A 22,314-nucleotide genomic window follows, 5' to 3' on the forward strand; every position below is an offset into this window, starting at 1 on the left:
GCTGGCGCCGGCCCTCGCTCAGGCTCCACTGGCGGCGGCGAGGTGTCGCTGGGCCCAGCGCTCGATACCCGCGGCATCGATGGGCAGCGCGTCCGAGAGCACCTCGGCACCCGTGGGCGTGACGAGCAGGTCGTCCTCGAGCCGAACACCGATGCCGCGCAGCTCGGGGGGAACTGTCTCGTCGTGAGCGTGGAAGTAGAGCCCCGGCTCGACCGTCATCACCATGCCGGGTTCGAGCCGGGCCCCTTGGTAGCGGTCGTGGTCGGAGGAGAGGCAGTCGTGCACGTCGAGGCCGAGGTGGTGCCCGATACCGCAGACGAGGTAGCGCCGGTGCTGCTGCCCCTGAGGTGAGAGCGCCTCGTCGACGGACACCCCGAGCAGGCCCATGTCGTTCAGCCCGCTCGCGACCACCTCCATGGAGGCGAAGTGGAAATCGGAGTACTGAACGCCCGGGCGAACCTGGTCCATCCCGGCCCGATGGGCCCGCTCGACGATGTCGTGGACCTCGCGCTGCACCGGCGAGAACGAGCCCGACGGCGGCACGGTGCGGGTGACGTCGGCGGTGTAGAGGCTGGTGGCCTCGACGCCCATGTCGAGCAGCAACGGGGAGTCGGCGAGCACCGGTCCGTCGCACCGCACCCAGTGCAGGGTCGGGGCGTGGGGGCCCGAACCGACGATGCTCGCGTAGCCCGGCCCGTTGCCGAACGTGCGGGCGTGCCGGTCGAAGGTGCCCTGCAGCCAGCGCTCCCCGAGCCCGTCGACCGCGGCAGGCACCTCGGCCATGACGGCCGCGAACCCGGTCACCGTGTGGTCGACCGCCTGGCGCAGCTGCCCGATCTCCCAGTCGTCCTTGACCATCCGCAGGTCTGACAGTCGGCTCGACAGGCTGCCGTCGACCTCGAGCCCGTGGGTGGCGACCCAGGCGCTCGGCGTGGTGGGCGTGGTCAGCGCCCCCCGGCAGCCGTCGAGCGTGGCGGGAAGCTCGGTGACGTTCTTCACCCCGACCGAGAGGGCCTCGGCCCAGTCACGCAGGCCCGGAGAGGCTCCCACCCACAGCTCGCCGTGCAGCGCGCTTCCGAAGAAGTCGGGCTCGCCCGGCCCCGCCGGTGCGGGCAGGAACAGGGTGGCGTCGTGGCGCGACCCGGAGGCGCGCAGCACGAGCACCGCGCCCTCGACCTGGCAGCCGGTGAGCCAGACGAAGTCGCTGTCGGCCCGGAAACCGTAGGCGGCATCCCCGTTGCGTCTCGGCGCCTCGCCGGAGCAGACGACGAGGTCGTGGCCCGTGAGCCGCTCGCTGAGCCGGCTACGGTGCTGTTCGGCTGCGGCCGCGGCACCCAAAGGCAGCGACGGCTCGATGCGCCTGCTCCCCCACCCGTGGGCGATCGCGTCGGTGAAGCCCCTGGCCTCGCCCGGTCGCACCGGCTTGGTGTCGGCGTAGGGAGGGCGAACCCGTTGTGGCTCAACGACACCCGTCTCGCGCGCTGGGGTGTCAGCAGCGACCTGCGGGACTGCGGCGGGGTCGGTCGCGGTGTTCAGCATGGGCTGCTCCTCAGTCGTCGTCGTCACTCCACTGGTCTTCATCGGCGTTCGCCCCCGCGATCGCGCACCATCTCGCGCAGCCGGGTGAGCACGCGGCCACTGGCGATGCCGTCATGCTCGAACTCGTTGGTGACCCAGGCCTGCGACGAACCCAGCCGCCCCAGCGTGTCGAGCTGGAGGTGGGCGTCGACGAACATGTCGTCAAAGTACACGGCGGCGGCAAGCGGGACCTCGCTCGAGGCCAGCCGCTCGAGGTCGTACAGCGGGCTCCATTCGGGCCGCCGGGCCAGCTCGTTCACAGCAGCGGCGAAGGGGCGCAGCAGCCGCACCTCGTCGAACATCCACGGGAAGGCCATCTCGCCGGTGAACAGCAACGGCCTTCGCCCCGGGTCGAACTCGGCTCGCCGGTCGCGCTCGCGTTGGGCCGCCCACCCTGTCGGGCCGTTGGCGCCGTCGCCGTAGATCGACTCCTGGAGCGACCAGAAGAGCGGGTTCGACGCCGACGACGAACGCGCCAGACAGTCGGCGAGGAAAGCCTCCGACAGCCGGCCGGGCCGGGTGAACGCCTTCTCCAGCAACCAGTGCAGCCGCTCGATACCGGGCTTCATGCCGAGGTCGATGCCGAGCGACTGGAACCGGTGCACGGTCAGCAGGTCGCCGTCGGGCAGGCGCACGTCGCCGTCGGCGAGGCGGTCGGCGACCGCCGACACCAGCGCGACGTCCTGGGGGTACCGGCGGTAGAGCTCGGCCGTCTTGGTCGCCACCCGGTCGAAGGTGCGGCGGTACACCTCGTCGGCGCTCGCGGGGGTTCCCGGGATGCCGCCCGCGACGTAGCACGCCGAGAGTCCCTCGGGGGCGTGCGAGAGGTAGGTGAGCGTGATCCAGCCGCCGAAGCTCTGCGCGAAGGTCGCCCAGCGACGCCCGCCGTAGATCTCGTGCCGCACCAGCTCGAGGTCGCGCACGATCGAGTCGGCTCGGAAGTTCGCGAGGTGGTCGGCCTCCTCCTGCGCCGTGGTGAACGCCCCCAGGTCAGCGCCCTCGAGGGGGGTGCTCCGGCCCGTTCCACGCTGGTCGACGAGCACGACCCGGTAGGTCTGCAGTGCCTCGTCGACCCACCCGCTGCGGTCGACCGGGCGGGGCCCGGACCCGCCGGGGCCGCCCTGCAGAAAGGTCAGCAGCGGCAGGTCATCGTCTCGCTTGTCGGGGTCGACGAGCTCGCGCACGAAGAGCTCGAGCTGTTCGCCGTCGGGCGAGTCCCACCGCAGCGGTGCGCCGATCACCTGTTCACGCACGCGGATGCCGGGAAGGTTGTACTCGATCGTCGTGGACACTGGCGTCACCTCTCGATGCTCTGGGCGGCCAGGGCCGCTCGTTCGGCGGCCCGCTCGCGTCGCGCCGTCTCCCACTCCGGTCGGATGCGGGGAACCGCGCTGAGCAGCGCGCGGGTGTACTCGTGCTGAGGGTTGTCGAAGACGGCGTCGCGATCGCCTTCCTCGACAATGCGGCCAGCACTCATGACGGCCACCCGCGTCGCGATCTGGCGGACCACCGCCAGGTCGTGGGCGATGAAGAGATAGCTGAAGCCCTCTTCCGCCTGCAGCCGACGCAGCAGGTTGATCACCTGCGCCTGCACCGAGACGTCGAGCGCCGAGACCGCCTCGTCACAGATGACGAGCCGCGGGGCCACGGCCAACGCGCGGGCGATCCCGATGCGTTGGGCCTGACCGCCCGAGAACTGCGCCGGGAACCGCTCCCACTGCATCGGGTCGAGGCCGACCCGCTCCATCAGGTTCTGGGTGAAGGCGCGGGAGCCGCCCGGTGGCTTTCGGCCCTGGTAGCGCAGCGGCGCCGTGATGATGCGCTCGACGGTGTGCCGCGGGTTCAGCGACGAGAAGGGGTCTTGGAAGACGACCTGCACCTCGCTGCGGAAGTCGTGCAGGTCTCGGCCGTTCAACGTGGTCACGTCGTGGCCGTCGAAGCGCACCGAGCCCGACGTCGCGTCGATGAGGCGAGCCACCAGCCGGGCGGTCGTCGACTTGCCCGACCCCGACTCACCGACCAGGGCCACGGTCTCGCCCGCCTCGACCCGCAGGCTCACGTCGTCGACCGCCCGGAAGGTCTCGGGCCTCGCGATGAGCCCGCCCGTGCCGGCGACCGCGAACTCCTTCACGAGGTGGTCGGCTTCGAGCAGGGCCGAAGAGCTCGGGGCGCTCATGTCGCTTCTCCTGCCCGGCCCGGCGTGCGCAGGGCCGCGATGTCGTCGTCGATCCGGGGAACCGCATCGAGCAGGTCCCGGGTGTACGCGTGCTGGGGGTCGCTGAAGACCGCCTCGACCGGCCCTCGCTCGACGCACTCGCCGTAGCGCATGACGACGATGTGGTCGGTGATCTCGCTGACCACGGCGAGGTCGTGGGTGATCAGGATCAGCCCGCTGCCCGTCTCGCGGCGGATCTCTTCGAGCAGCTCGAGAATCTGCGCCTGCACCGTGACGTCGAGGGCGGTGGTCGGCTCGTCGGCGATGAGCAGCTCCGGCTCGGTCGAGAGGGCCATCGCGATCATCACCCGTTGGCGCATCCCGCCCGAGAACTGGTGCGGGTAGTCGTCGACCCGCCTAGCGGCATCCTTGATGTGCACCCGCTCCATCGCCTCGATCGACACCTGACGGGCCTGGCGGCGCGAGACCCCCTTGCGGTGCGAGCGGTAGGCCTCCTGGATCTGGGCGCCGACCGTGTAGTAGGGGTTGAGCGATGACAGTGGGTCTTGGAAGATCATCGCGATGCGATCGCCTCGCACCCTGCGCAGCGCCGACTCCGACATGGTCGTCAGCTCGTCACCGGCGAAGCGGATGCTGCCGGAGCGGCGGGCCTTTCCCGGCAGCAGGCCCATGATCGCGAGGCTGGTCAACGACTTGCCGGAGCCCGACTCACCGACGATGCCGAGCGCTCCCCCCTTCTCGAGGGTGAGGTCGAGGTGCGAGACGACGTCGGTGTGCCCGGTCGCGGTGGGGAACGAGACGGTGAGGTCGCTGACCTCCAGCAGGTTCTGCGCCGGCCCGTTCATGTTCCCACCCGCACTCTCGGGTCGATGACGGTATAGACGAGGTCGACGACCACGTTGCCGATGACCACGAAGAACGCGGCCAACAGGGTGACCCCCATGATGACGGGTTGGTCGTTCTTCGCGATGGAGTCGGCCGCCAGCTTGCCGACCCCGTTGAGGCCGAAGACGGTCTCGGTGATGAGCGCCCCACCGAGCAGGCCGGCGAAGTCCATACCGAACACGGTCACCACGGGGGTGAGCGCCGGGCGCAGGGCGTGGCGACGCCAGACCAGCCGGGGGGCCAGACCCTTGGCTCTCGCGGTGCGCAGGAAGTTCTCCTGCAGGGTGTCGATGACGTTGGCGCGGGTCAGCCGGGTGTATGCGGCCGCATAGCCGACCGCGAGCACGATCCACGGCATGACGAAGTTGAGGAACCACTGGACGGGGTCGTCGCTGAAGGGGACGGCCTGCGGAAAGGGCAGCCACTGCAGCCGCACCACCAGCACGTACTGCAGCACGAGCGCCAGCACGTAGTTGGGAATCGACATGCCACCGAGCGTCAGGCCGGTGAGTGTCTTGTCGACCCAGGTGCCTTCGCGCACCGCGCTCAGCAGGCCCGCCGACACCCCACCGAGCAGCCACAGCACGGCAGCACCGATGGCGACGGTCGCCGAGACGGGGAGGCGCTGCAGCATCATGTCGGTGACCGGCTGGCTGGACTGGAAGGAGTAGCCGAGGCACGGGGCCGAGCACTGCACAGCCGAGACTCCGTCACCGTAGGAGCGCCCGACGAAGATCCCCTTGAGAAAGGTCAAGAACTGTGACCAGAACGGCTGGTCGAGGCCGAGGTTGTCGCGGATCTGGTCGATGCGCTCGGGCGTGCACGTCTTGCCGCAGATCTGTACGGCCGGGTCGGGAGAGAACAGGAAGAACACGGCGTAGGTGAACAGGCAGACGAGCAGAAGGATGCCGGCCATGGCGGCGACGCGGTTGACGAGATACCTGGCCATCAGCGCGCCTCTCCGGAGTCGATGACCGCACGCACCCGGTCGCCCAACACGGTGAACGACATGACGAGCAGGAACAGGAACAGGCCAGGGATCGCGAAGTACATCGGGTCGACCGAGTACCAGGTGACCGAGCTTGCGATCATCTGCCCCCACGAGGGCTGCGGCGGGATCACGCCGACACCGAGGAAGGAGAGCCCCGCCTCGGTGCCGATGTACCCAGGCACGGCCAGCGTGACCATGACGATGATCGTCGACCGCAGGTTGGGCAGGATCTCGCGGAAGACGATGGCGGTTCCCGAGGCACCCGAGGCCCGGGCGGCCTCGACGAACTCGCGCTGGGCGGTCGACATGGCCTGACCTCGCACGATCCGGGCGAGGTAAGGCCAGCCGAACACCGAGATGACGACGACCAGGAGGGTGGAGCGGTTGCCGGCCGGGAGGGCCGAGAGCACGGCGATCATGAAGATCAGCGCCGGAAAGGCCATCAGGAAGTCCATCACCCGGGAGATCAGCTGGTCGGTGCGGCCGCCGAAGTAGCCGGCGAGCAGACCAAATGTGACACCGAGAAGCGTGGTCAGGGTGGTGGCCGCGAGGGCTATCGTCATCGACACCCGCGCGCCGTAGACGATGCGGGCGAAGACATCACGGCCGCTGCCCGGCTCGACCCCGAACCAGTGCGTGCTGCTGATGCCACCCCACGGCCCGAGCGGCACCCCGCCGAGGTTGGGGTCGATGGCCGACTGGTCGAACTCGAGCGGGCCCCACCCGCTCACCGAGACGATGAGGGGGGCGAAGACGGCCATCAGGATGATCAGAACGATGTAGCTCAGGGCGAGCATCGCCCCGACATCGCGGCGGAGCACCCGAAGGACGCGCCCCCTGGAGGGCGTCCCCGACCCGAGAGCCGCTGCCTGCGCAGACTCGGCTCCCGAGCCCCCGGCTCGCTCGAGCTCGGTGAACGGCGAGGTCATGGTGACCTACTTCTTGTTCGGGTCCCGAAGGCCCACCAGCACGTAGTCGATGCCTCCAGCCGCGGCGCCGGGTGAGGCGAAGAGGCCGGTGACGTTGCTACCGGGCAGGTAGACGTACTGCGCCACGTTGAGGGGCACCACCGGCGCCAGCTTCATGATCTGCTCGTCGAGGTCGCCCCACGCCGTGTTGGCGGCGTCGATGTCGGTCATGGCACCGATCTCGTCGATGCGCTTGTTGACCGCGGGGTCATCGAGCTGTGAGAGGTTGCTGTTGCCCTTCGGGAGGATGTTGCGCCCGTCGAAGAGCGGCGGGATGAAGGTGGCCGCCGACGACGACCAGTCGGGGCACCAACCGGTGATGGCCGCGTCGTGCTGCTGGGTCGGCGTGCCGATCGTCTCGTAGTACTTGGAGGCGTCGATCGGGTTGAGGTTGACCGTGATACCGATCTTCTTCAGCGACTCCTGCACGGCCTCCGACTGCTTCTGGGCCACGGGCAGCGTGCGCTGGTCGAGCTCCATCGAGAAGCCGTTCGCCTGACCCGCGTCGGCCAGCAGCTTCTTGGCAGCAGCGACGTCACCGGTGTTGCCGGTGCTGGGGTAGAGGTCGAAGTCCTTGTGGCCGGCCACGGTCGTCGGAACGATCGTGGAGGTGAGCGTGGCCAGCTGGGTGCCGCCGGTGGCGTTCTGGACGGCCGTCTTGTCGATGGCGAGGTTGATGGCCTGGCGAACCCTGACGTCGTCGAGCGGTTTCTTCGTCGTGTTCAGCCCCATGTAGGTGGTGCAGATACCAGGCATGGTCAGCGTGCGGCCCTTCAGCTGCGGGGTCTGCAGCCGCGGCAGGGTGGAGGCCTGGATCGTTCCGGAGATGGCGTCGACGTCGCTGCCCTGCCCGGCGAGGAGTCGTTCGTCGATGGTGGCTGGGTCGATGCCGATGTTGAACTGCCAGCCGTCGGGCATGGCGGTGCGCACGTCGTCGGTGCTCTGGTCCCAGTTCGGGTTTCGCTCGAGCTTGACGATGCTGCCCGGTGTGAAGGTCGCCAGCTTGTAGGGGCCCGACGCGACCACCTTGTTGATGAACTCGTCACCGGCGCCGCTGCCCTGCGGGAACGGCACCATGTTCACCTGAGCGACGACGGCGTCGAACTCCGGGAAGGGCTTCTTCAGGTGGAAGACGATCGTCGACTCGTCGGGGGTCTCGATCGTGGAGAGCTCACCCGACTTGTACGGCCCCTGGTAGCTCTTGGGCGCGTCGATGACCTGCTTCGCGTACGGCGAGCCGATGCCGATCTGGGGGTCCCAGCTGCGTTCGATGCCGAACTTGACCGTGGCCGCGGTGATCGCGGAGCCGTCGTCGAACTTCAGCCCCTTCTTGAGGGTGTACGTCCAGGTCAGACCATCGGCGGATGGCTTCCCGAGCGAGGTGGCGAGGTCGGGAACGATGGCGTTGGGGTCTTTGGCGTTGCCCGGCGCCGACGTGGTGAGTGTGCGGTAGATGAGCCGGTAGAAGTTGTTGACGCCACCGTCGAAGCCGCGGGCCGGGTCGAGGTAGGAGAAGTCGGTGTTCTGCAGCACCTGGACCGTTCCCCCCTTGGTCGGGGTGGCGGTGAACGACGTACCGCTCTGGCCGCCGGTGGCGTTCGTCGGAGTGTTGGACGAGCCGCCCGAACACGCGCTGAGGCCGAGGGCCGTTGCGGCGCTGAGAGCCACGGTGAGTGCGAAGCGTCGGTTCATGATGACCTTTCGAGGGGGTGGTGGATCGACAGGTTCTGAGTTCACTTCTGGCGCAGCCAGACCCGCATCGGGCCGGGTTCACGGTTGCCCCACTGGAAGTAGGGCACGAGCGGCATCCGCTGCACCGCTGCGGCAGCGTCGCTCGCGTCGATACTGACGGCCACCGCGTCGAGGTCGGGGTAGAGCGCACTCGACGCCGGTGCGCGGGTCTCGACGAGCGCGTCGACGCCACCGGTCAGGCCGGGCCGACCCGTGAAGACGCCGTCATCGGCCCGCTCGTGCGACTCCACGCCGACCAGAACGAGGTCATCGACCGCGCCGGGGGCGTCCTGCTGCTCGGCGCAGTAGACGAGCGGTCCGCGCAGAACGGCGGCCGCGCCCCGGGTCGCATCGACGTAGGGGTGCGAAGTGACCATCCGCGCCTCCAGCGGCAACCGCAGGCTCAGCGCCTCGCCGACGCTCCACTGCCGCGTGACCAGCACCCAGCCCTTTTCGAACCTGGCCTTGGCCGGTTCACCCTCGACCGTGAGATCGAGGCCGGCGGCAGCGCCGGCCCAGCCCGGAACCCGCAGGCGCAGCGTGACGGGTCGGTCGACGGTTCGCGTCACGGTCACGGCAACAAGGCCGTCGAAGGGGTAACCCGTGGCGACGTCGACGTCAAGGGCCTGCGACGCGATCCGGCAGGACGCGTAGAGGGCGAGGGTGAGTGAGCTTTCGTCGGCGACCGCCACGTGGTCCTGCAGCTGCGCCATCCACCGCACGAGGTTCGGCGGGCAGCAGGCACAGCCGAACCACCCGCGCCGCAGCTCCGCTCCACCGGTCTCGGCCCCCGACCGTTGCTCGTGGTCGGGTCGGCGCTGAAGCGGGTTGTCGTAGAAGAAGGCCTTGCCGTTGTTGGCGAGACCCACGGCGTAGGCGTTGTAGAGGATGCGCTCGTACGCGTCGAGAACGTCGGCGCGCCCCGTCGTGACGAAGAGCCGCCAGCCCCACTGCATGGCGCCGATGGCGGCGCAGGTCTCGGCGTAGGCGCGCTCGGACGGCAGCTCGTAGCGGTCGCCGAACGCCTCGTCGGAGTGACGGGCTCCGAGACCGCCCGTGAGGTAGGACTTCGTCGCGACCATGTCGTCCCACAGGTACTCGAGGTGCTCGAGCAGCTCTGCGTCTTCGGTCTCTCGGGCGACGTCGGTGGCCCCCGCAGCGAGGTAGACCATCCGCACCGCATGCCCCGTGACGGAGTCGAGCTCGCGCAGCGGGACGGCATCCTGGAAGTACTCGGGAGGAAAGACGGAATGGGTCAGCGCGCCCGTCCCCCGCCGGTCGATGAACAGCTGGGCCTGCCGAAGGTAGACCGGGTCGCCGGTCTCGCGGTGCAGCTCGACCAGCGCCATCTCCACCTCGGGGTGCCCACCGTAGAGCGCCTCGCCGTCGTCGCCGTAGCGGCACACCACGAGGTCGGCGAACCGGCACGCCACCCCCAGCAGACGGGCGTCACCGAGCTGCCGCGAGGCCGCCACTGCGGCCTGCACGAGGTGGCCGAGGTTGTACATCTCGTGGCTCCACGCGAGATCGGCCCATTGTTCTCGGAGGGGCGGAATGCCCTGGAACGCCGTGCCGAGGTAGCCGTCGGGGGCCTGTGCGCGGCTGATGAGGTCGACCGCCTCCTCGTAGAAGTCGACGAGGGATGCCGCAACCGGCTCGCTTTCGGTGTCGGGCCGCGCGAGCTCGTAGACCAGTCCCTCGAGCGTCTTGTAGACGTCGGTGTCGAGGAAGGGGTAGGCGCCGGCGTACGGAACCTCGGGGTTCTCAACGATACGGCGGAAGTTCGCGAGGTTGCCCGCGTGGCGCAACTGCTCCACGACGTGCGGGAGGGTGGATCGGAGGTTGCGGTGCTGCCAGTGCGCCAGCAACCCGTCGCGAAGGTGGACGTCCGGCGCTCCGAGCGCGCCCCCGAGCGGGCCGGTGATGGCCGTCGCCGACGACCTGGGGGCGCATGGACGCTCGACGGAGGTGGGGCTCGAGACGTTGCCCCAGGCCGAGTCCTTGGCTGCTTGGCCGCTCATCGTCCCCCACTCTGTGTTACGTAACATGTCACATGACTTCGATCGCCACAGTGAACCACATCGGCTACGGCAGGGGAAGGGCGAATGTTAACGCTCACATAACGGTCCGTGGGTTGCCCGGTGCGGACGAGCAGTCATCGTGCGACGTCTGATCGGCTGCGTTCCGAAAGCCGCCACCGGAGCCCCCGAGGCGCACAGACCCCCTGAGAACCCGCGACCTACGAACCACTGGTGCACTGCTGTCTGCACGGTCTGCGCCCGCTCTGTGTCGGCGTAGACACAGGGTCTTGTCCCTGGCCTGAAGGGGCAGTTGTGATCAGCCTCTGGAGTCGCCGATACCGCTCAGCATCGGCAACACCGTCAGGCCCATCGAGATCCCCGTCATCGTCCTGCTGCTGCGATCTAGCGCCGGCCGGTCGACGGCCACGGCAGCCGACTCCGCCTCGCCGCCCACCGCCCCAGGTGGCTGACGATGACGCAGAGTGTCGGCCTCAGCCGAGGTGACCGCGCACCGACGCGTGCCCCTTGAGCAGGTTGCGGGCGATCGTGCGACGCTGGATCTCGTCGGTGCCCTCGTAGATGCGTAGCAGCCGCAGCTCGCGGTACCACCGCTCGATCGGCAGCTCACGGGTGTAGCCCATTCCGCCGTGCATCTGCAGCACGCGGTCGACGATCTCGTTGGCCTTGACGCCGCCGTACAGCTTGGCCATCGACTGCGACTGACGCGAGTCGATGCCGTTGTCGACCTGCCACGCGGCGGCCAGCACCAGCCAGCGCAGCGCCTCGATCTCGGTCGCCGAGTCGGCCACCATCCACTGGATCGCCTGTCGCTCGGCGATGGGCAGCCCGAAGGTCTTGCGGTTGCGGGCCCACTCCATGCCCATCTCGACGAGCCGCTCACAGGCGCCGAGCGCGTTGGCCGGCAGCATGTAACGGCCCTTGCCGATCCACTGCATGGCGAGGTCGAAGCCGTGCCCCTCCTCGCCGAGGATCGCCGAGTGCGGCACCCGCACGTCCTCGAACGAGAGGGCGGCCGGGCCCCACTCCCCCATGGTGTCGATGGGGCTGCTGGTCCAGCCCATGTCGCGGTCGACGAGGAAGCAGGTGACGCCGCCGTCGGCGCCCTTCTCCCGATCGGTCACCGCAAAGACCATGACGAAGTCGGCCTCGTTGCCGCCGGTGATGAACGTCTTCTCGCCGTTGATGACCCACTCGTCGCCCTCGCGGCGAGCAGTGTTGCGGATCGCGCGCGCGTCCGACCCGGCACCCGGCTCGGTGATGGCGAAGCACGAACGCTTCTCGCCGCTGATCGTCGGCAGGAGGTAGCGCTCCTGCTGCTCCTCGGTGGCGCTGAAGAGGATGTTGTCGGCGTCGCCCGCGAAGCGGAACGGCACGAAGGTGCGGCCGAGCTCGGCCTGGATGAGCGAGGTCATCACGGCGCCGAGCCCCATGCCGCCGTGGCTCTCGGGCGTCTGGATGCCGAAGAAGCCGGCCGCCTTCGCCTTGTTCTGCAGGGCCTTGAGCTCGTCGTGGGTGATGCCGGGCTCGTGGTTGCGTTCGCGGGTCAGCACCTGCTGCTCGAGCGGCATCAGCTCTTTGGTGACGAAGGTGCGCACCCAGTCTCGGATGTCCTTCTCTTCAGGGCTCAGGTTGAGGTCCATGTCAGTTCTTCTCTCTCTCAGCGTGTTTCAACGTTTGGTGACGTCAGCGATGTCAACTGGCCGACGTGTGACGGCGGATCTCGGCCTTGGCGAGGGCGTTCTTGTGCACCTCGTCGGGTCCGTCGGCGAAGCGAAGGGTGCGGATGCCGGCAAAGGCGAGGGCCAGCTCGTGGTCCTGGCTCAGGCCTGCCGCTCCGTGGGTCTGGATCGCCTTGTCGAGGATCCACTCGACCGTCTTCGGGGTGACGATCTTGATCGCCTGGATCTCGCTGTGCGCGCCCTTGTTGCCGACCGTGTCCATCAGCCAGGCCGTTTTGAGCACCAGCAGCCGCAGCTGCTCGATGCGCACCCGTGACTCGGCGATCCAGTCACGCACGACCCCCTGCTCGGCGATCGGCCGACCGAAGGCCACCCGCTCGGAGGCTCGGCGACACATCGCCTCGATGGCCACCTCGGCCAACCCGATCGAGCGCATGCAGTGGTGAATCCGGCCGGGGCCGAGGCGCGCCTGGGCAATGGCGAAGCCGCCACCCTCCTCGCCGATGAGGTTGCTCGCGGGCACCCGTACGTCGGTGAACCGCAGCTCGGCGTGGCCACCGTGGTCGTGGTCGTCGTAGCCGAAGACCTCCATGCCGCGCACCATCTCGACTCCGGGGGTGTCGCGGGGCACGAGCACCATCGACTGCTGGCGGTGCCGATCGGCCTGCGGGTCGGTCTTGCCCATCACAATGAAGATGGCGCACTCGGGGTTCATCGCCCCGGTGATCCACCACTTGCGACCGTTGATGACGTAGTCGTCGCCGTCCCGCTCGATGCGCAGGGCGATGTTCGTCGCGTCGCTGCTCGCGACGTCAGGCTCGGTCATGGCGAACGCCGAGCGGATCTCGCCGCGCAGCAGCGGCGCAAGCCACTGCTGCTGCTGCTCTTCGGTGCCGAACTGGGCCAGCACCTCCATGTTGCCGGTGTCGGGCGCAGAGCAGTTGAGGGCGGCCGGCGCGAGCCGGATCGAACGGCCGGTGATCTCGGCGAGCGGCGCGTACTGCAGGTTCGAGAGACCAGCGCCGTGCTCACCGGGCAGGAAGGCGTTCCAGAGGCCGAGCTCCCTTGCCTCTGAACGCAGCTCGTGCAGCACCGGCACAGTGCTCCACGCCCATCGGTCGTCGAGCGCTGTCACCTGCTCGTCGAAGGCCGGTAGCGCTGGGTCGACCCGGTCGTTGAGGAACCCGGTCAGGGTGTCGATGCGACCCTGTGTCTCGGGGTCGAAGGCGAAGTCCATTCAGCTCTCCTTGACTGCTCGCAGGCCAGCCGTGACGAGCGGAACGGTGGCCTCGCCGATGGTGGCGAAGCCCGACCCGACCGTCTGGCCCTGGGTGTAGCGGTAGTGGATGCCCTCGAGGATGACCGCCAGCTTGAAGTAAGCCAGCCCGAGGTGGAACGAGAGATGGCTGAGGTCGCGACCGCTGGCGGCGGCGTACCGCTTGCGAAGCTCGGGGCCGCTGATGAAGCCGGGGCTGCGTGCGACGTCACTCACCGCGACGCTGTCCATCATCAACGGGAGCGTCTGGTAGGCCTCGAGCAGCGCGACGTCCGTGAGCGGGTCGCCCAGCGTGGCCATCTCCCAGTCGAGCACGGCGGCGATCTGGTCGTCGTCGCTGACGAGCAGATTGTCGAGCCGGAAGTCGCCGTGCACGATCGTCGGGGCCCCTTGCGCCGGTACGGCGCCCGCGAGCCGCTCGTGCAGCTCGTCGATACCGGGCAGGTCGCGGCTGCGGGAGGCGTCGAGCTGGCTCTTCCACCGCCGCACCTGCCGCTCGAGAAAGCCGTCTGGCCGCCCGAAGTCGGAGAGTCCGACGGATGCCGGGTCGACCGAGTGCAGTGCCACCAGGGTGTCGACCATGCGTTCGCTGATCGCACGCACCCGTTCGGCTCCGACGGGCGCCAGCTGTGCCGCGAACCGGTAAGGCGTGCCGGCCACGAGCTCCATGACGTAGAACGGAGCCCCGATGACCTCGTCGGTCGGGCACACGGCGTACGTCTCGGGAACGGGCACCGCGGTGTCGTGCAGCGCCGTGATGACCCGATGCTCGCGCACCATGTCGTGCGCGGTCGCGAGCACATGACCGAGCGGAGGGCGTCGCACGATGACCGAGCCCGTCCCGTCGCCCACCTCGTAGGTGAGGTTCGACTTTCCACCCGCGATGACACGCCCGCTCAGCGACTCACCCAGCAGGCCCGGCGCCTCGTGGCTTAGAAAGGCAGAAAGACTGCCGAGGTCGAGGCCGGGAGGGTTGCCGGATGCCGCATCGTCAGCTCGTCCGACATCGGCAGTGTCACCGTCGGGATCGTCTGTCACGTCAGTCCTTCGGCCCACCGGCGACGTAGATGACCTGCCCCGAGACGAAGCTCGCGTCTTCACGCACGAGGAAGGCCACGGTGGCGGCGATGTCGTCGGGCTGACCGGCGCGACCGACCGGGATGTCCTTGGCGACAGCTTCGATGAACGTCTCGAAGCTGACCCCCATCCGCTCGGCGGTGGACCGTGTCATGTCGGTGGCGATGAATCCCGGCGCGATGGCGTTCGCGGTGACGCCGAACTTTCCGAGCTCGATGGCGAGAGTCTTGGTGAAGCCCTGCATCCCGGCCTTGGCGGCGGAGTAGTTGGCCTGGCCGCGGTTGCCGAGCGCCGAGGTCGAGCTGAGGTTGACGATGCGCCCCCACTTGGCGTCGATCATGTGCTTCTGGGCCGCGCGGGTCATCAGGAACGAGCCGCGAAGGTGCACGTTCATCACGGCATCCCAGTCGTCGACGCTCATCTTGAACAGCATGTTGTCGCGGATGATGCCGGCGTTGTTGATGAGCACCGTCGGCGCGCCCAGCTCGGCGGCCACCCGCTCGACGGCAGCCTGAACGGCGGCCTCGTCAGAGACGTCGACGCCGACCGCGAGACCCGTGCCGCCGGCATCCTCGATCTCGGACACGATGGTGGCGCAGGCTGACTCGTCGAGGTCGAGCACGGCCACCGCGAACCCGTCGGCCGACAGTCGCCTCGCCACGGCGGCACCGATACCGCGGGCGCCTCCGGTGACGATGGCGGTGCGGGGAGTGGTCGGCTGCTCGGTCATTCGGTCTCCTGTGGTGTCGGGGTGGGCGTGCTGCTGTTGGTGGTGATGATGGCGGTCTGTCGTTCCATTCGTTGCTGGAGCTTGTTCATGCCGATCACCCAGTCGTCGGGGCGACTGGCACGGAAGGCGTGATACTCGCGCACCTGGGGGTGCGGCAGGATCAGCAGCTCCTCGCCGGCGAGGGCCTGCCACACCGCGTCCGCCACCGTCTCGGCCGAGAGGGCGCCGTCGCGAACGAGCATCTCCTGCAGCGGGCCGGCCTGCTCGAGCATCCGGGTGTCGACGCCCTGAGGGCAGAGAGCCTGCACGACGATGCCGCGGTGGCGGTAGGTCGCGCTCAGCCACTCGGCGAAGGCGACCGCGGCGTGCTTGCTGACGGCATACGGTGCGTCGCCGAGCATGGTCAGCAGCCCGGCGGCCGAGGCGGTGACGACGAGCCGGCCGCCGCCACGCTCCAGCCACTGTGGCACGAGCACACGGGCAGCCCGCACGTGCGCCATCACGTTCACGTCGATGACGCGTGCCCACTCGTCGTCGCTCGTCTCGAGGCCCTTCAGCACTCCGATGCCGGCGTTGGCGAAGAAGACGTCGACGGGGCCGTAGTGCTCGCCGGCGGCATCGACGAGGGCCCGGATGCCGGCCTCGTTCGAGGTGTCACCCGGCACGGCCACCGCTCCGATCTCGGTAGCCACGGCGGTGAGCAGGTCGGCGTCGAGATCGCCGATCACGACGTGCCACCCCTCCACAGCGAGCCGCGTGGCGATGGCGCGTCCGATACCCCGGGCGGCCCCGGTGACGACGGCGACGTCGGCCATGACACTCCTCGAAGATCGGTGACTAAGCGCTTGCTTACCTTCTCGCCCCAGCCTGCCGTAGTCAAGCGACTGGCCACGCGGCGGGGGTCGTTCCCGCCGGTACCGCGCGCCCCCCAGCTCGGATCCGCAAATGTGCGGCTGTCGGCCCCAGCGGCAAGGATCGAGGTATGCGCCTCACCGATCTCGTCGACACCGCCCACACGGTCGCCGCCACCTCGTCGCGCACCGCCAAGGTCGAGGCCTTGGCGCAGTGCCTGCGGCGAGCGGCCGACGACGGCCCAGCGACCGTCGAGGTTGTGGCCTCGCACCTGTCGGGCGTGCTGCCTCAGCGGCGCATCGGCGTCAGCTGGCGCGGGCTGCAGAACCTGCCCGAGCCCTCGCCTGAGCCGAGCCTCACCGTCGAGCAGGTCGACGCCGCGGCCACCACCATCGCCGCGATCGCCGGTTCGGGCTCGAGCGCCACCCGGTCGGATGCCGTTCGCGACCTCTTCGCCGCCGCCACCGCCGACGAGCAGACCTGGCTGCGCGGCCTCATCACCGGCGAGACCCGGCAGGGCGCCGGCGACGGCGTCATGCTCCAGGCCATCGCCAAGGCGGCCGACGTGCCCGACGCCGCGGTGCGCCGCGCGGTGATGCTGGCCGGCTTCACCGGGCCGGTGGCCCGGGCCGCGCTCGAGGGTGGTGCCGAGGCCCTGGCCGCCGTCACCCTCGAGGTCGGGCGACCGCTGCGACCCATGCTCGCCGGTTCGGCGCCCGACGTGGCCGCGGCGTTGGCCACCCTCGAGGGTGAGGTGGTGCTCGAGGCCAAGCTCGACGGCATCCGGCTGCAGGCACACGTCGACCACGGGTCGGTGCGCCTGTTCACCCGCTCGCTCGATGAGGTGACCGACCGGCTGCCCGAGATCGTCGAGGTGCTGGCCGACCTCGACGTCGAGACCGTGGTGCTCGACGGCGAGGTGATCGCGCTGCGCCCCGACGGGCGACCCGAGCCGTTCCAGGTCACCGGCGCCCGCACCGCGAGCAGCCAGAGCCCCGAAAGCCTGCGCGAGAAGGTGCCGCTGACGCCCTTCTTCTTCGACCTGCTCCACCTCAACGGCGACGACCTGCTCGACGAGCCCGCCGAGAACCATTGGCAGCGGCTCGCTGAGACCGTCCCGCCCGCGTGGCTGGTGCCGCGGCTGCGCACCGACGACCCGACCCTGGCCCAGCAGTTCTTCGACGACCTCGTCGGGGCTGGGCACGAGGGCGTCGTCGTGAAGGCCCCCGCCCTGCCGTATGCCGCCGGCCGGCGCGGGCCGGGATGGGTCAAGGTCAAGCCGCGGCACACCCTCGACCTCGTCGTGCTCGCCGTTGAATGGGGCAGCGGGCGCCGCAAGGGCTGGCTGTCGAACATCCACCTCGGCGCACGCGATGCCGATACTGGCGAGCTCGTCATGCTCGGCAAGACCTTCAAGGGGATGACCGACGAGATGCTGGCCTGGCAGACCGAGCGGTTCCAGGCCCTGCGGGCCGGTGACGACGCCGGCTGGGTCGTGCCGCTGCGGCCCGAGCAGGTCGTCGAGATCGCCTTCGACGGGGTGCAGAAGTCGACCCGCTACCCCGGCGGAATGGCCCTACGGTTTGCCCGCGTGCTGCGCTACCGAGACGACAAGCCGGTGGCCGAGATCGACACGGTGCAGACCGTGCGCGACCTGGCCGGGTGGTGACCGAGCAGCCCACCACCCTGACCAGGTGCTGTGCCCGACCCCCGCGACCCGACCCGTGATCCCAGAACCGCGAGCCCGCTACTTGAGATGTTCGGCGCCAGGGGCGTTTGTGGGAACGGTGGAGTGGACGGCGTATGGATTCGTCTCGATGGTCACCGTGAAGCTCTTTTCGTTGACAGTTATCAGATAGCTCACTCGGGACAGAACGTCGAAGACCAGCACCCCGCCCGCCGCCAAAGGCAGCCTGACGCGTGCACCGAGGGCCGTGGCAACGAGATCAACCGGACAACCGGTCGCAGCGGACCGCCGAATGAAATGCTCCACTCCCTTGTTCTGGGTATTAAGGTTCACTCGGCTGGGAGCCAGCATGATTCCCATTTTCAACTCCCCACCGAACCCCGGCCCAATCAGGTGCGCGCGGTGGAATCCTTGGACCTTGCTCGACCAATCCGCCGCGAGTTGGAGCGGCATGGTCTTCGCCTTGAGGATCTTGCCGGGGGTCGGCAGGCTGCGCTCTTTACCAGCCCCCGGGAGGCCTCGCCAGAAGCCATCTTTCACACTGCCCGTCGCCACGACCTGGATGGTGTCGATGGTCACGCCCGTGGAATCGGTAACCGTTTTGCCGTAGGTCAGTTTCGCAGTGAAGTTACTGCTGTGCACCCGCAGCACCTCGCTGACCCTTGCGATCTCGGCTCGCATCTTCTCCAAGCGGAACAGCCCTTCGATAGGGTCTTTGCCCATCTTCGCCGACAGGCTCTGATAGGCCGATTCCATCCTCTTGACGGCGGCGGTGATCTTGGGCGCCTTGGTATTCTCGATGGCCTGGCCGTCGATGGTCACACCGCGTTCGAGCTCGCCCAGCACCGCGAGCTTCATCGTGGAGAGGGAGTTCAGCTGCTTCTTTCTTCCATCCGAAGTACCTAGGTCGGGCCTCTCGGTGATGAGCTCAGCCGCCTGGACCACTCGCTTCACAGCAGGCCCGAAACCGCTCGCTTGGGTGGAGTCTCGCCTCCTCTTGAACACCCCTTCCACGGCGGCCCGACCCGCTGGGCCCATGCCGGCCCGTTCCAGGGTGGCCAGGGCGGCCGCCAGCTCGGCATGCATCGCCGCCGGACTGAGGGCAGAGGCCCCACGCCACGGCTTGCTCTTGGCCAGACCAACCAGCTCGAGAAGCAGTTCGTCGGCTTTGCTCTTGGAGGCCTCTGCCTCCTTGACGCGAGCCGGGTCCGCCTTATCACCCGCAAGTCGCTTGACGGCCGCGAGATAGGCGTTCACGTTGGCCGCGAACTGGGCATCCAGCGCTGCAGCGGCGGGAACCTTCTTGCTGAGCTTCCCGGGCTCCGAAGAGGCAACGTACAGCTGGGCCGGTTTGGAGCGGGTGCTGTACATGCTGTGCGACTCGCCATCCACCTCGAAGGTGCGGCGAAAGGTGACCCCTAACATTCTGTCGCGCAGGGCCTGCGCTTTCCCCTTCCCCCACGCAACACCCTTGGCCACCACGGCGCCCGCCTTGGCCTTGCCCTTCGCCCATGCACCCGTGACCTTGTTGGCCACACCCGTGAACTTCTTCCCGAAGGCGACAGCCTTGCCGACGACCCAGTCGATGACCTTAGTGATGGGTTTCTGGATGGTCTCGATGATCTTCTTGATCTTGTCTGCGATGCCGCCGAGCCCCAGCAACGAGGCGAGGAAACCGATGAGCAGCGGCACCATCTTGCCGAGGGTGGCCTCGATCTTGGCCGCCACCGCTCCCACCCCACCGGTCGCGACCGACGCGACCGAGTCAATCACCGCGTCAACGAACTCCCCGAGCTGCGAAGCCTTTTCGACGAAGAACATGACAACGTCGTAGATGACCTTGCAGGCCTTGATGAACGCCCCGGCGGGGTTGAGCATCGAGATCAGCCACGTGATGCCGGCCTTGATGATCTGGCTGGAGACCATCTCCTCGACCTGCTCCATCACCATCGTCTTGACGTCGCCGACCTTTTCCAGCACCCACCTCCACACGCCGCCCAAACCCTCGGAGACGATGACCTTGACGATGTCGAGCCCTCTCTCGACGAAGTCCATGGCCGGGGCGCCGATCTTGGCGACGATCCGCGCCCGCACCCGCCCCCAGGTGGCCCCGACGACTGACAGCACGAGCTTGACGACGCCCTTGAGGTCAAAGGCCTCCGGTAGCTCGACCCCGCCTTCGGACAGCGCCCCGAACAGCCACTCCTGCAGGCCCTTCTTGAGGTGGTCGAGAACGTTGGTGCCGAAGTTGACGATGCCGGTCTTGACCGCGTTGACGAAGTTGTGAAGAAAGCCGATCGGGTCCTTGATGATCTGGCCGACCGCCGCAGCGGCACGGGCCAGCACGCCGAGCAGCATGTCCTTGAGCTTGAGGATCGTCTGAACGACGTCGGTGATCGCCCCGATCGCCTTGTCGACCAGGCCCTTGTTCTCGGCCTGCAGGGCCTCGATGCGGTCGTCCAGGCCGTGGCGCGAGTCGACGTACTTCGTCGCGAGCGTGTCCACGACGGCGTCCTGCTTGGCGGCTACGTCCGACTCGAGATTGCCGAACTGCGCAGCTACCGTGTCTGCTGCCTCGGCCCCGACCTTCTTGAGGTCGTTGGGCAGCGCCTTCACATACGCCCCGATCTCGGCCTGCCCGGCCGCGATCCGCTGCTTCGCCGCACCGAGTTCGGCCCCCACGATGTCGGCGGCTTGCGAGATCACCCGGTCCATCTCCTTGAGGTAGACCTCCCGGCCCGCCTCGAAGAACTCGTTGACCGCAGACGGCATCCCGGTGAGCTTGTCCTTGAGCCACCGGTAGCCGCCCAGACAGCCGCCGTACCGGTCACGCTTGTAGGCCGACATCTTCGTCTCGACGAAGGCCTCGAACATCGCCTTGGCCCGGGCCTCGCCCGCTTCGAACGCCTGGTCGACCTTGGGGTCGATGCCATCGAGGGTCTTTCTCACCGCGGTCTCGGTGGCGGTGTAGATCGACTGCACCCTGGCCGACACCTCAGCCCGCTTGGCCTCATCCTGCGCCTTCGTCGCAGCCTTGCTCCCCGTCACCTGGGCCAGGGTCGACGTCTTGCTCGTCTGGATGCCGTGGACTGCGGCTTTCGACGTGCCATCAGCGTCGGTACGGGCCGCCGCCAGCGTCGCCGCCTCAGCCTGGCGGAACTGTGCCGGCCCGGTGTCGGCGTGGGCCGCCGCCTCGTGCTTGGCGGCCAAGGCACCCGTGAACTCAGCCTCGTTCGACGTGGCCAGCTGGGCCTCGGACACGTCGGCGCCGGCGAGCACGTTCACGGCCTGGTGCTTGCCCGCTTCGAAGTTGAGCTGGTCGGGCGGAGCCGGTTTCGGCGCGGCGCCAGCGGCGGGGATGGCGGCGGGCCGACCAGGGTCCTCCGCCTGGAGGGCCCCCACCGGTCTCGCGACCGCCTTCGAGGTGTCTGGCGTGGCCGCGGTCGCGGTCTCGATGGCCTCGGCCGACTGCTGCTTGTTGCCGGCGACCAGGCCTTTGACCTCACCCTTGACCTGCCCTGCCTTGCCCGATGCCCTGTACTCGTCCGCCTCCTCGAGGTTCTTCGGCGCCTTGGCCTCGATGGCCGCCTTCACGGCCGCGATGAAGGCCCTCTTGTCGAAGGTGCCGGCCGGTTGGCCCTCCATGGTGTCGACCTTGGCCGCCTTGGCCTGACTGTCGATGTCATCACTCGGCGCCAGAGCGGCAGACTGAGCCTCCTGCGCCTTGCTGGCGGCGGTGGGGTGTGACCGCTTGACCGCCGCGAACGAACGGACGCCACCGGTGACTGCGGCGAAGGCGGAATCCTGCTCGGGACGCAGGGGCTGTGGTGGGGTGGGCGGGGCCAGCACGTCGACGGTGCCGGTGGACGCCGTCGGGGTGCCTGCAGTCGCCGACGATGCCGACCCCCCGACCCCATGGGCGCCGCCCTCCTTGCCACCCTTGACAGGGTGCTTCAGCAGGGCGCCCTTGGCCAGGGGCGAGCTCGGGCGGGCCGGCTTGGGTGGGGGCACCGGTTTCTTCGCGGCAACGGTCGAGGGGCCGAACCCGGTCTTGGTCACCGTGAGCGCCGACGCGGGCGGCTTGCGGTCTGCACCGTCGATGTCGACGGCAACGCCGACCTCCTTGGCGGCCGTAAGCCCCCGTTCCAGGGTGTCGAGGTCAGGTTGACCGCTACGGGCCTGCAGCAGGGCAGCGTCGATCTCGGAGACCCGCTCGCCTCCGCCGGGCCGAGCTCTCGCAGCCAGCAGCGCGGTCACTGCGGCGTTGCCGACACTTCTCTGCAGGGCGATGAGCGACAGCGGCGCCGACCCAGCACCCGAAGTCGCGCGCCGAGACGTCAGCGGCTCCTCCGCGGCGTAGGCACGTCGACGGGCCTCGCGAAGGTCAGCCGTCAGTGTGGCGCCCATGGTCCTCCTCCCGCTGCCCATCGCCTTCTCCACTATCCCGGGTGGAGCCGCTTCGCGGACCGGCCAGGAGGCTGCCCGTTGGGGCATGTCGTGCTGCCCGTTCGTACAGGCGTGGGCAAGCGACGGCGGCTCCTGTTGCCGACTCGGGGACATGTAGGTAAGTTCCGACCACACGGTGGAATGCGTTACTTCTTCACAAAATGCCTGGAGGCGCCATGTCCATGTCCGATCTCTC

The 22,314-nt window shown here is 68.7% G+C and carries 15 protein-coding genes; 1 reads left to right on the forward strand and 14 read right to left on the reverse strand.

Annotation, left to right across the window (positions count from 1 at the left end):
* Window positions 1-18: 18 nt before the first annotated feature.
* The 13 genes from BA895_RS16410 to BA895_RS16470 all read right to left on the reverse strand — a co-directional run bounded on the left by BA895_RS16410 (window position 19) and on the right by BA895_RS16470 (window position 15,948).
* The gene (locus tag BA895_RS16410) at window positions 19-1,539 is read right to left on the reverse strand and encodes an aminopeptidase P family protein (protein WP_083283497.1); all 1,521 of its coding nucleotides are present in this window, start codon (window positions 1,537-1,539) and stop codon (window positions 19-21) included.
* Between the two features lie 38 nt (window positions 1,540-1,577).
* Window positions 1,578-2,870 (reverse strand): alpha/beta fold hydrolase, encoded by a 1,293-nt coding sequence (locus BA895_RS16415; protein WP_371327729.1) that lies wholly within the window; start codon window positions 2,868-2,870, stop codon window positions 1,578-1,580.
* Between the two features lie 5 nt (window positions 2,871-2,875).
* A complete protein-coding gene (locus tag BA895_RS16420) occupies window positions 2,876-3,754 on the reverse strand; it encodes an ATP-binding cassette domain-containing protein (RefSeq protein WP_070192970.1) in 879 nt (292 codons plus the stop codon).
* Window positions 3,751-4,599 (reverse strand): ABC transporter ATP-binding protein, encoded by an 849-nt coding sequence (locus BA895_RS16425; protein WP_070192971.1) that lies wholly within the window; start codon window positions 4,597-4,599, stop codon window positions 3,751-3,753. The genes BA895_RS16420 and BA895_RS16425 overlap by 4 nt, the downstream gene beginning before the upstream one ends.
* The gene (locus tag BA895_RS16430; protein ID WP_070192972.1) at window positions 4,596-5,588 is read right to left on the reverse strand and encodes an ABC transporter permease; all 993 of its coding nucleotides are present in this window, start codon (window positions 5,586-5,588) and stop codon (window positions 4,596-4,598) included. The genes BA895_RS16425 and BA895_RS16430 overlap by 4 nt, the downstream gene beginning before the upstream one ends.
* A complete protein-coding gene (locus BA895_RS16435; RefSeq protein WP_070192973.1) occupies window positions 5,588-6,559 on the reverse strand; it encodes an ABC transporter permease in 972 nt (323 codons plus the stop codon). The genes BA895_RS16430 and BA895_RS16435 overlap by 1 nt, the downstream gene beginning before the upstream one ends.
* 6 nt (window positions 6,560-6,565) lie before the next feature.
* Entirely contained in the window at window positions 6,566-8,290 is a 1,725-nt protein-coding gene (locus tag BA895_RS16440; RefSeq protein WP_070192974.1) for an ABC transporter substrate-binding protein, read from the reverse strand.
* Between the two features lie 41 nt (window positions 8,291-8,331).
* Window positions 8,332-10,350 carry a glycoside hydrolase family 127 protein gene (locus tag BA895_RS16445; protein ID WP_083283458.1) on the reverse strand — a complete coding sequence of 673 codons (2,019 nt, stop codon included), beginning with the start codon at window positions 10,348-10,350 and terminating at the stop codon, window positions 8,332-8,334.
* A 491-nt stretch (window positions 10,351-10,841) separates the two neighbouring features.
* Window positions 10,842-12,011: an acyl-CoA dehydrogenase family protein gene (locus BA895_RS16450; protein ID WP_070192975.1), complete on the reverse strand. Its 1,170-nt coding sequence runs from the start codon at window positions 12,009-12,011 to the stop codon at window positions 10,842-10,844.
* Between the two features lie 52 nt (window positions 12,012-12,063).
* Window positions 12,064-13,287 carry an acyl-CoA dehydrogenase family protein gene (locus BA895_RS16455; protein ID WP_070192976.1) on the reverse strand — a complete coding sequence of 408 codons (1,224 nt, stop codon included), beginning with the start codon at window positions 13,285-13,287 and terminating at the stop codon, window positions 12,064-12,066.
* A complete protein-coding gene (locus BA895_RS16460) occupies window positions 13,288-14,364 on the reverse strand; it encodes a phosphotransferase family protein (protein WP_070192977.1) in 1,077 nt (358 codons plus the stop codon).
* 1 nt (window position 14,365) lies between these two features.
* Complete coding sequence (fabG, locus tag BA895_RS16465; protein WP_070192978.1) at window positions 14,366-15,133, reverse strand: 3-oxoacyl-ACP reductase FabG; 768 nt, start codon at window positions 15,131-15,133, stop codon at window positions 14,366-14,368.
* On the reverse strand, window positions 15,130-15,948 hold the full coding sequence (locus BA895_RS16470; protein ID WP_070192979.1) for an SDR family oxidoreductase: 819 nt from the start codon (window positions 15,946-15,948) through the stop codon (window positions 15,130-15,132). The genes fabG and BA895_RS16470 overlap by 4 nt, the downstream gene beginning before the upstream one ends.
* Window positions 15,949-16,115: 167 nt before the next feature.
* Here BA895_RS16470 and BA895_RS16475 point away from each other — a divergent pair, with 167 nt between their 5' ends.
* Complete coding sequence (locus BA895_RS16475; RefSeq protein WP_070192980.1) at window positions 16,116-17,654, forward strand: ATP-dependent DNA ligase; 1,539 nt, start codon at window positions 16,116-16,118, stop codon at window positions 17,652-17,654.
* Between the two features lie 78 nt (window positions 17,655-17,732).
* Here BA895_RS16475 and BA895_RS16480 read toward each other — a convergent pair whose 3' ends face one another.
* The gene (locus tag BA895_RS16480; RefSeq protein WP_070192981.1) at window positions 17,733-22,079 is read right to left on the reverse strand and encodes a polymorphic toxin type 4 domain-containing protein; all 4,347 of its coding nucleotides are present in this window, start codon (window positions 22,077-22,079) and stop codon (window positions 17,733-17,735) included.
* Window positions 22,080-22,314 lie beyond the last annotated feature (235 nt).

It is taken from the genome of Humibacillus sp. DSM 29435 (assembly GCF_001758225.1).
Classification (GTDB): domain Bacteria; phylum Actinomycetota; class Actinomycetes; order Actinomycetales; family Dermatophilaceae; genus DSM-29435.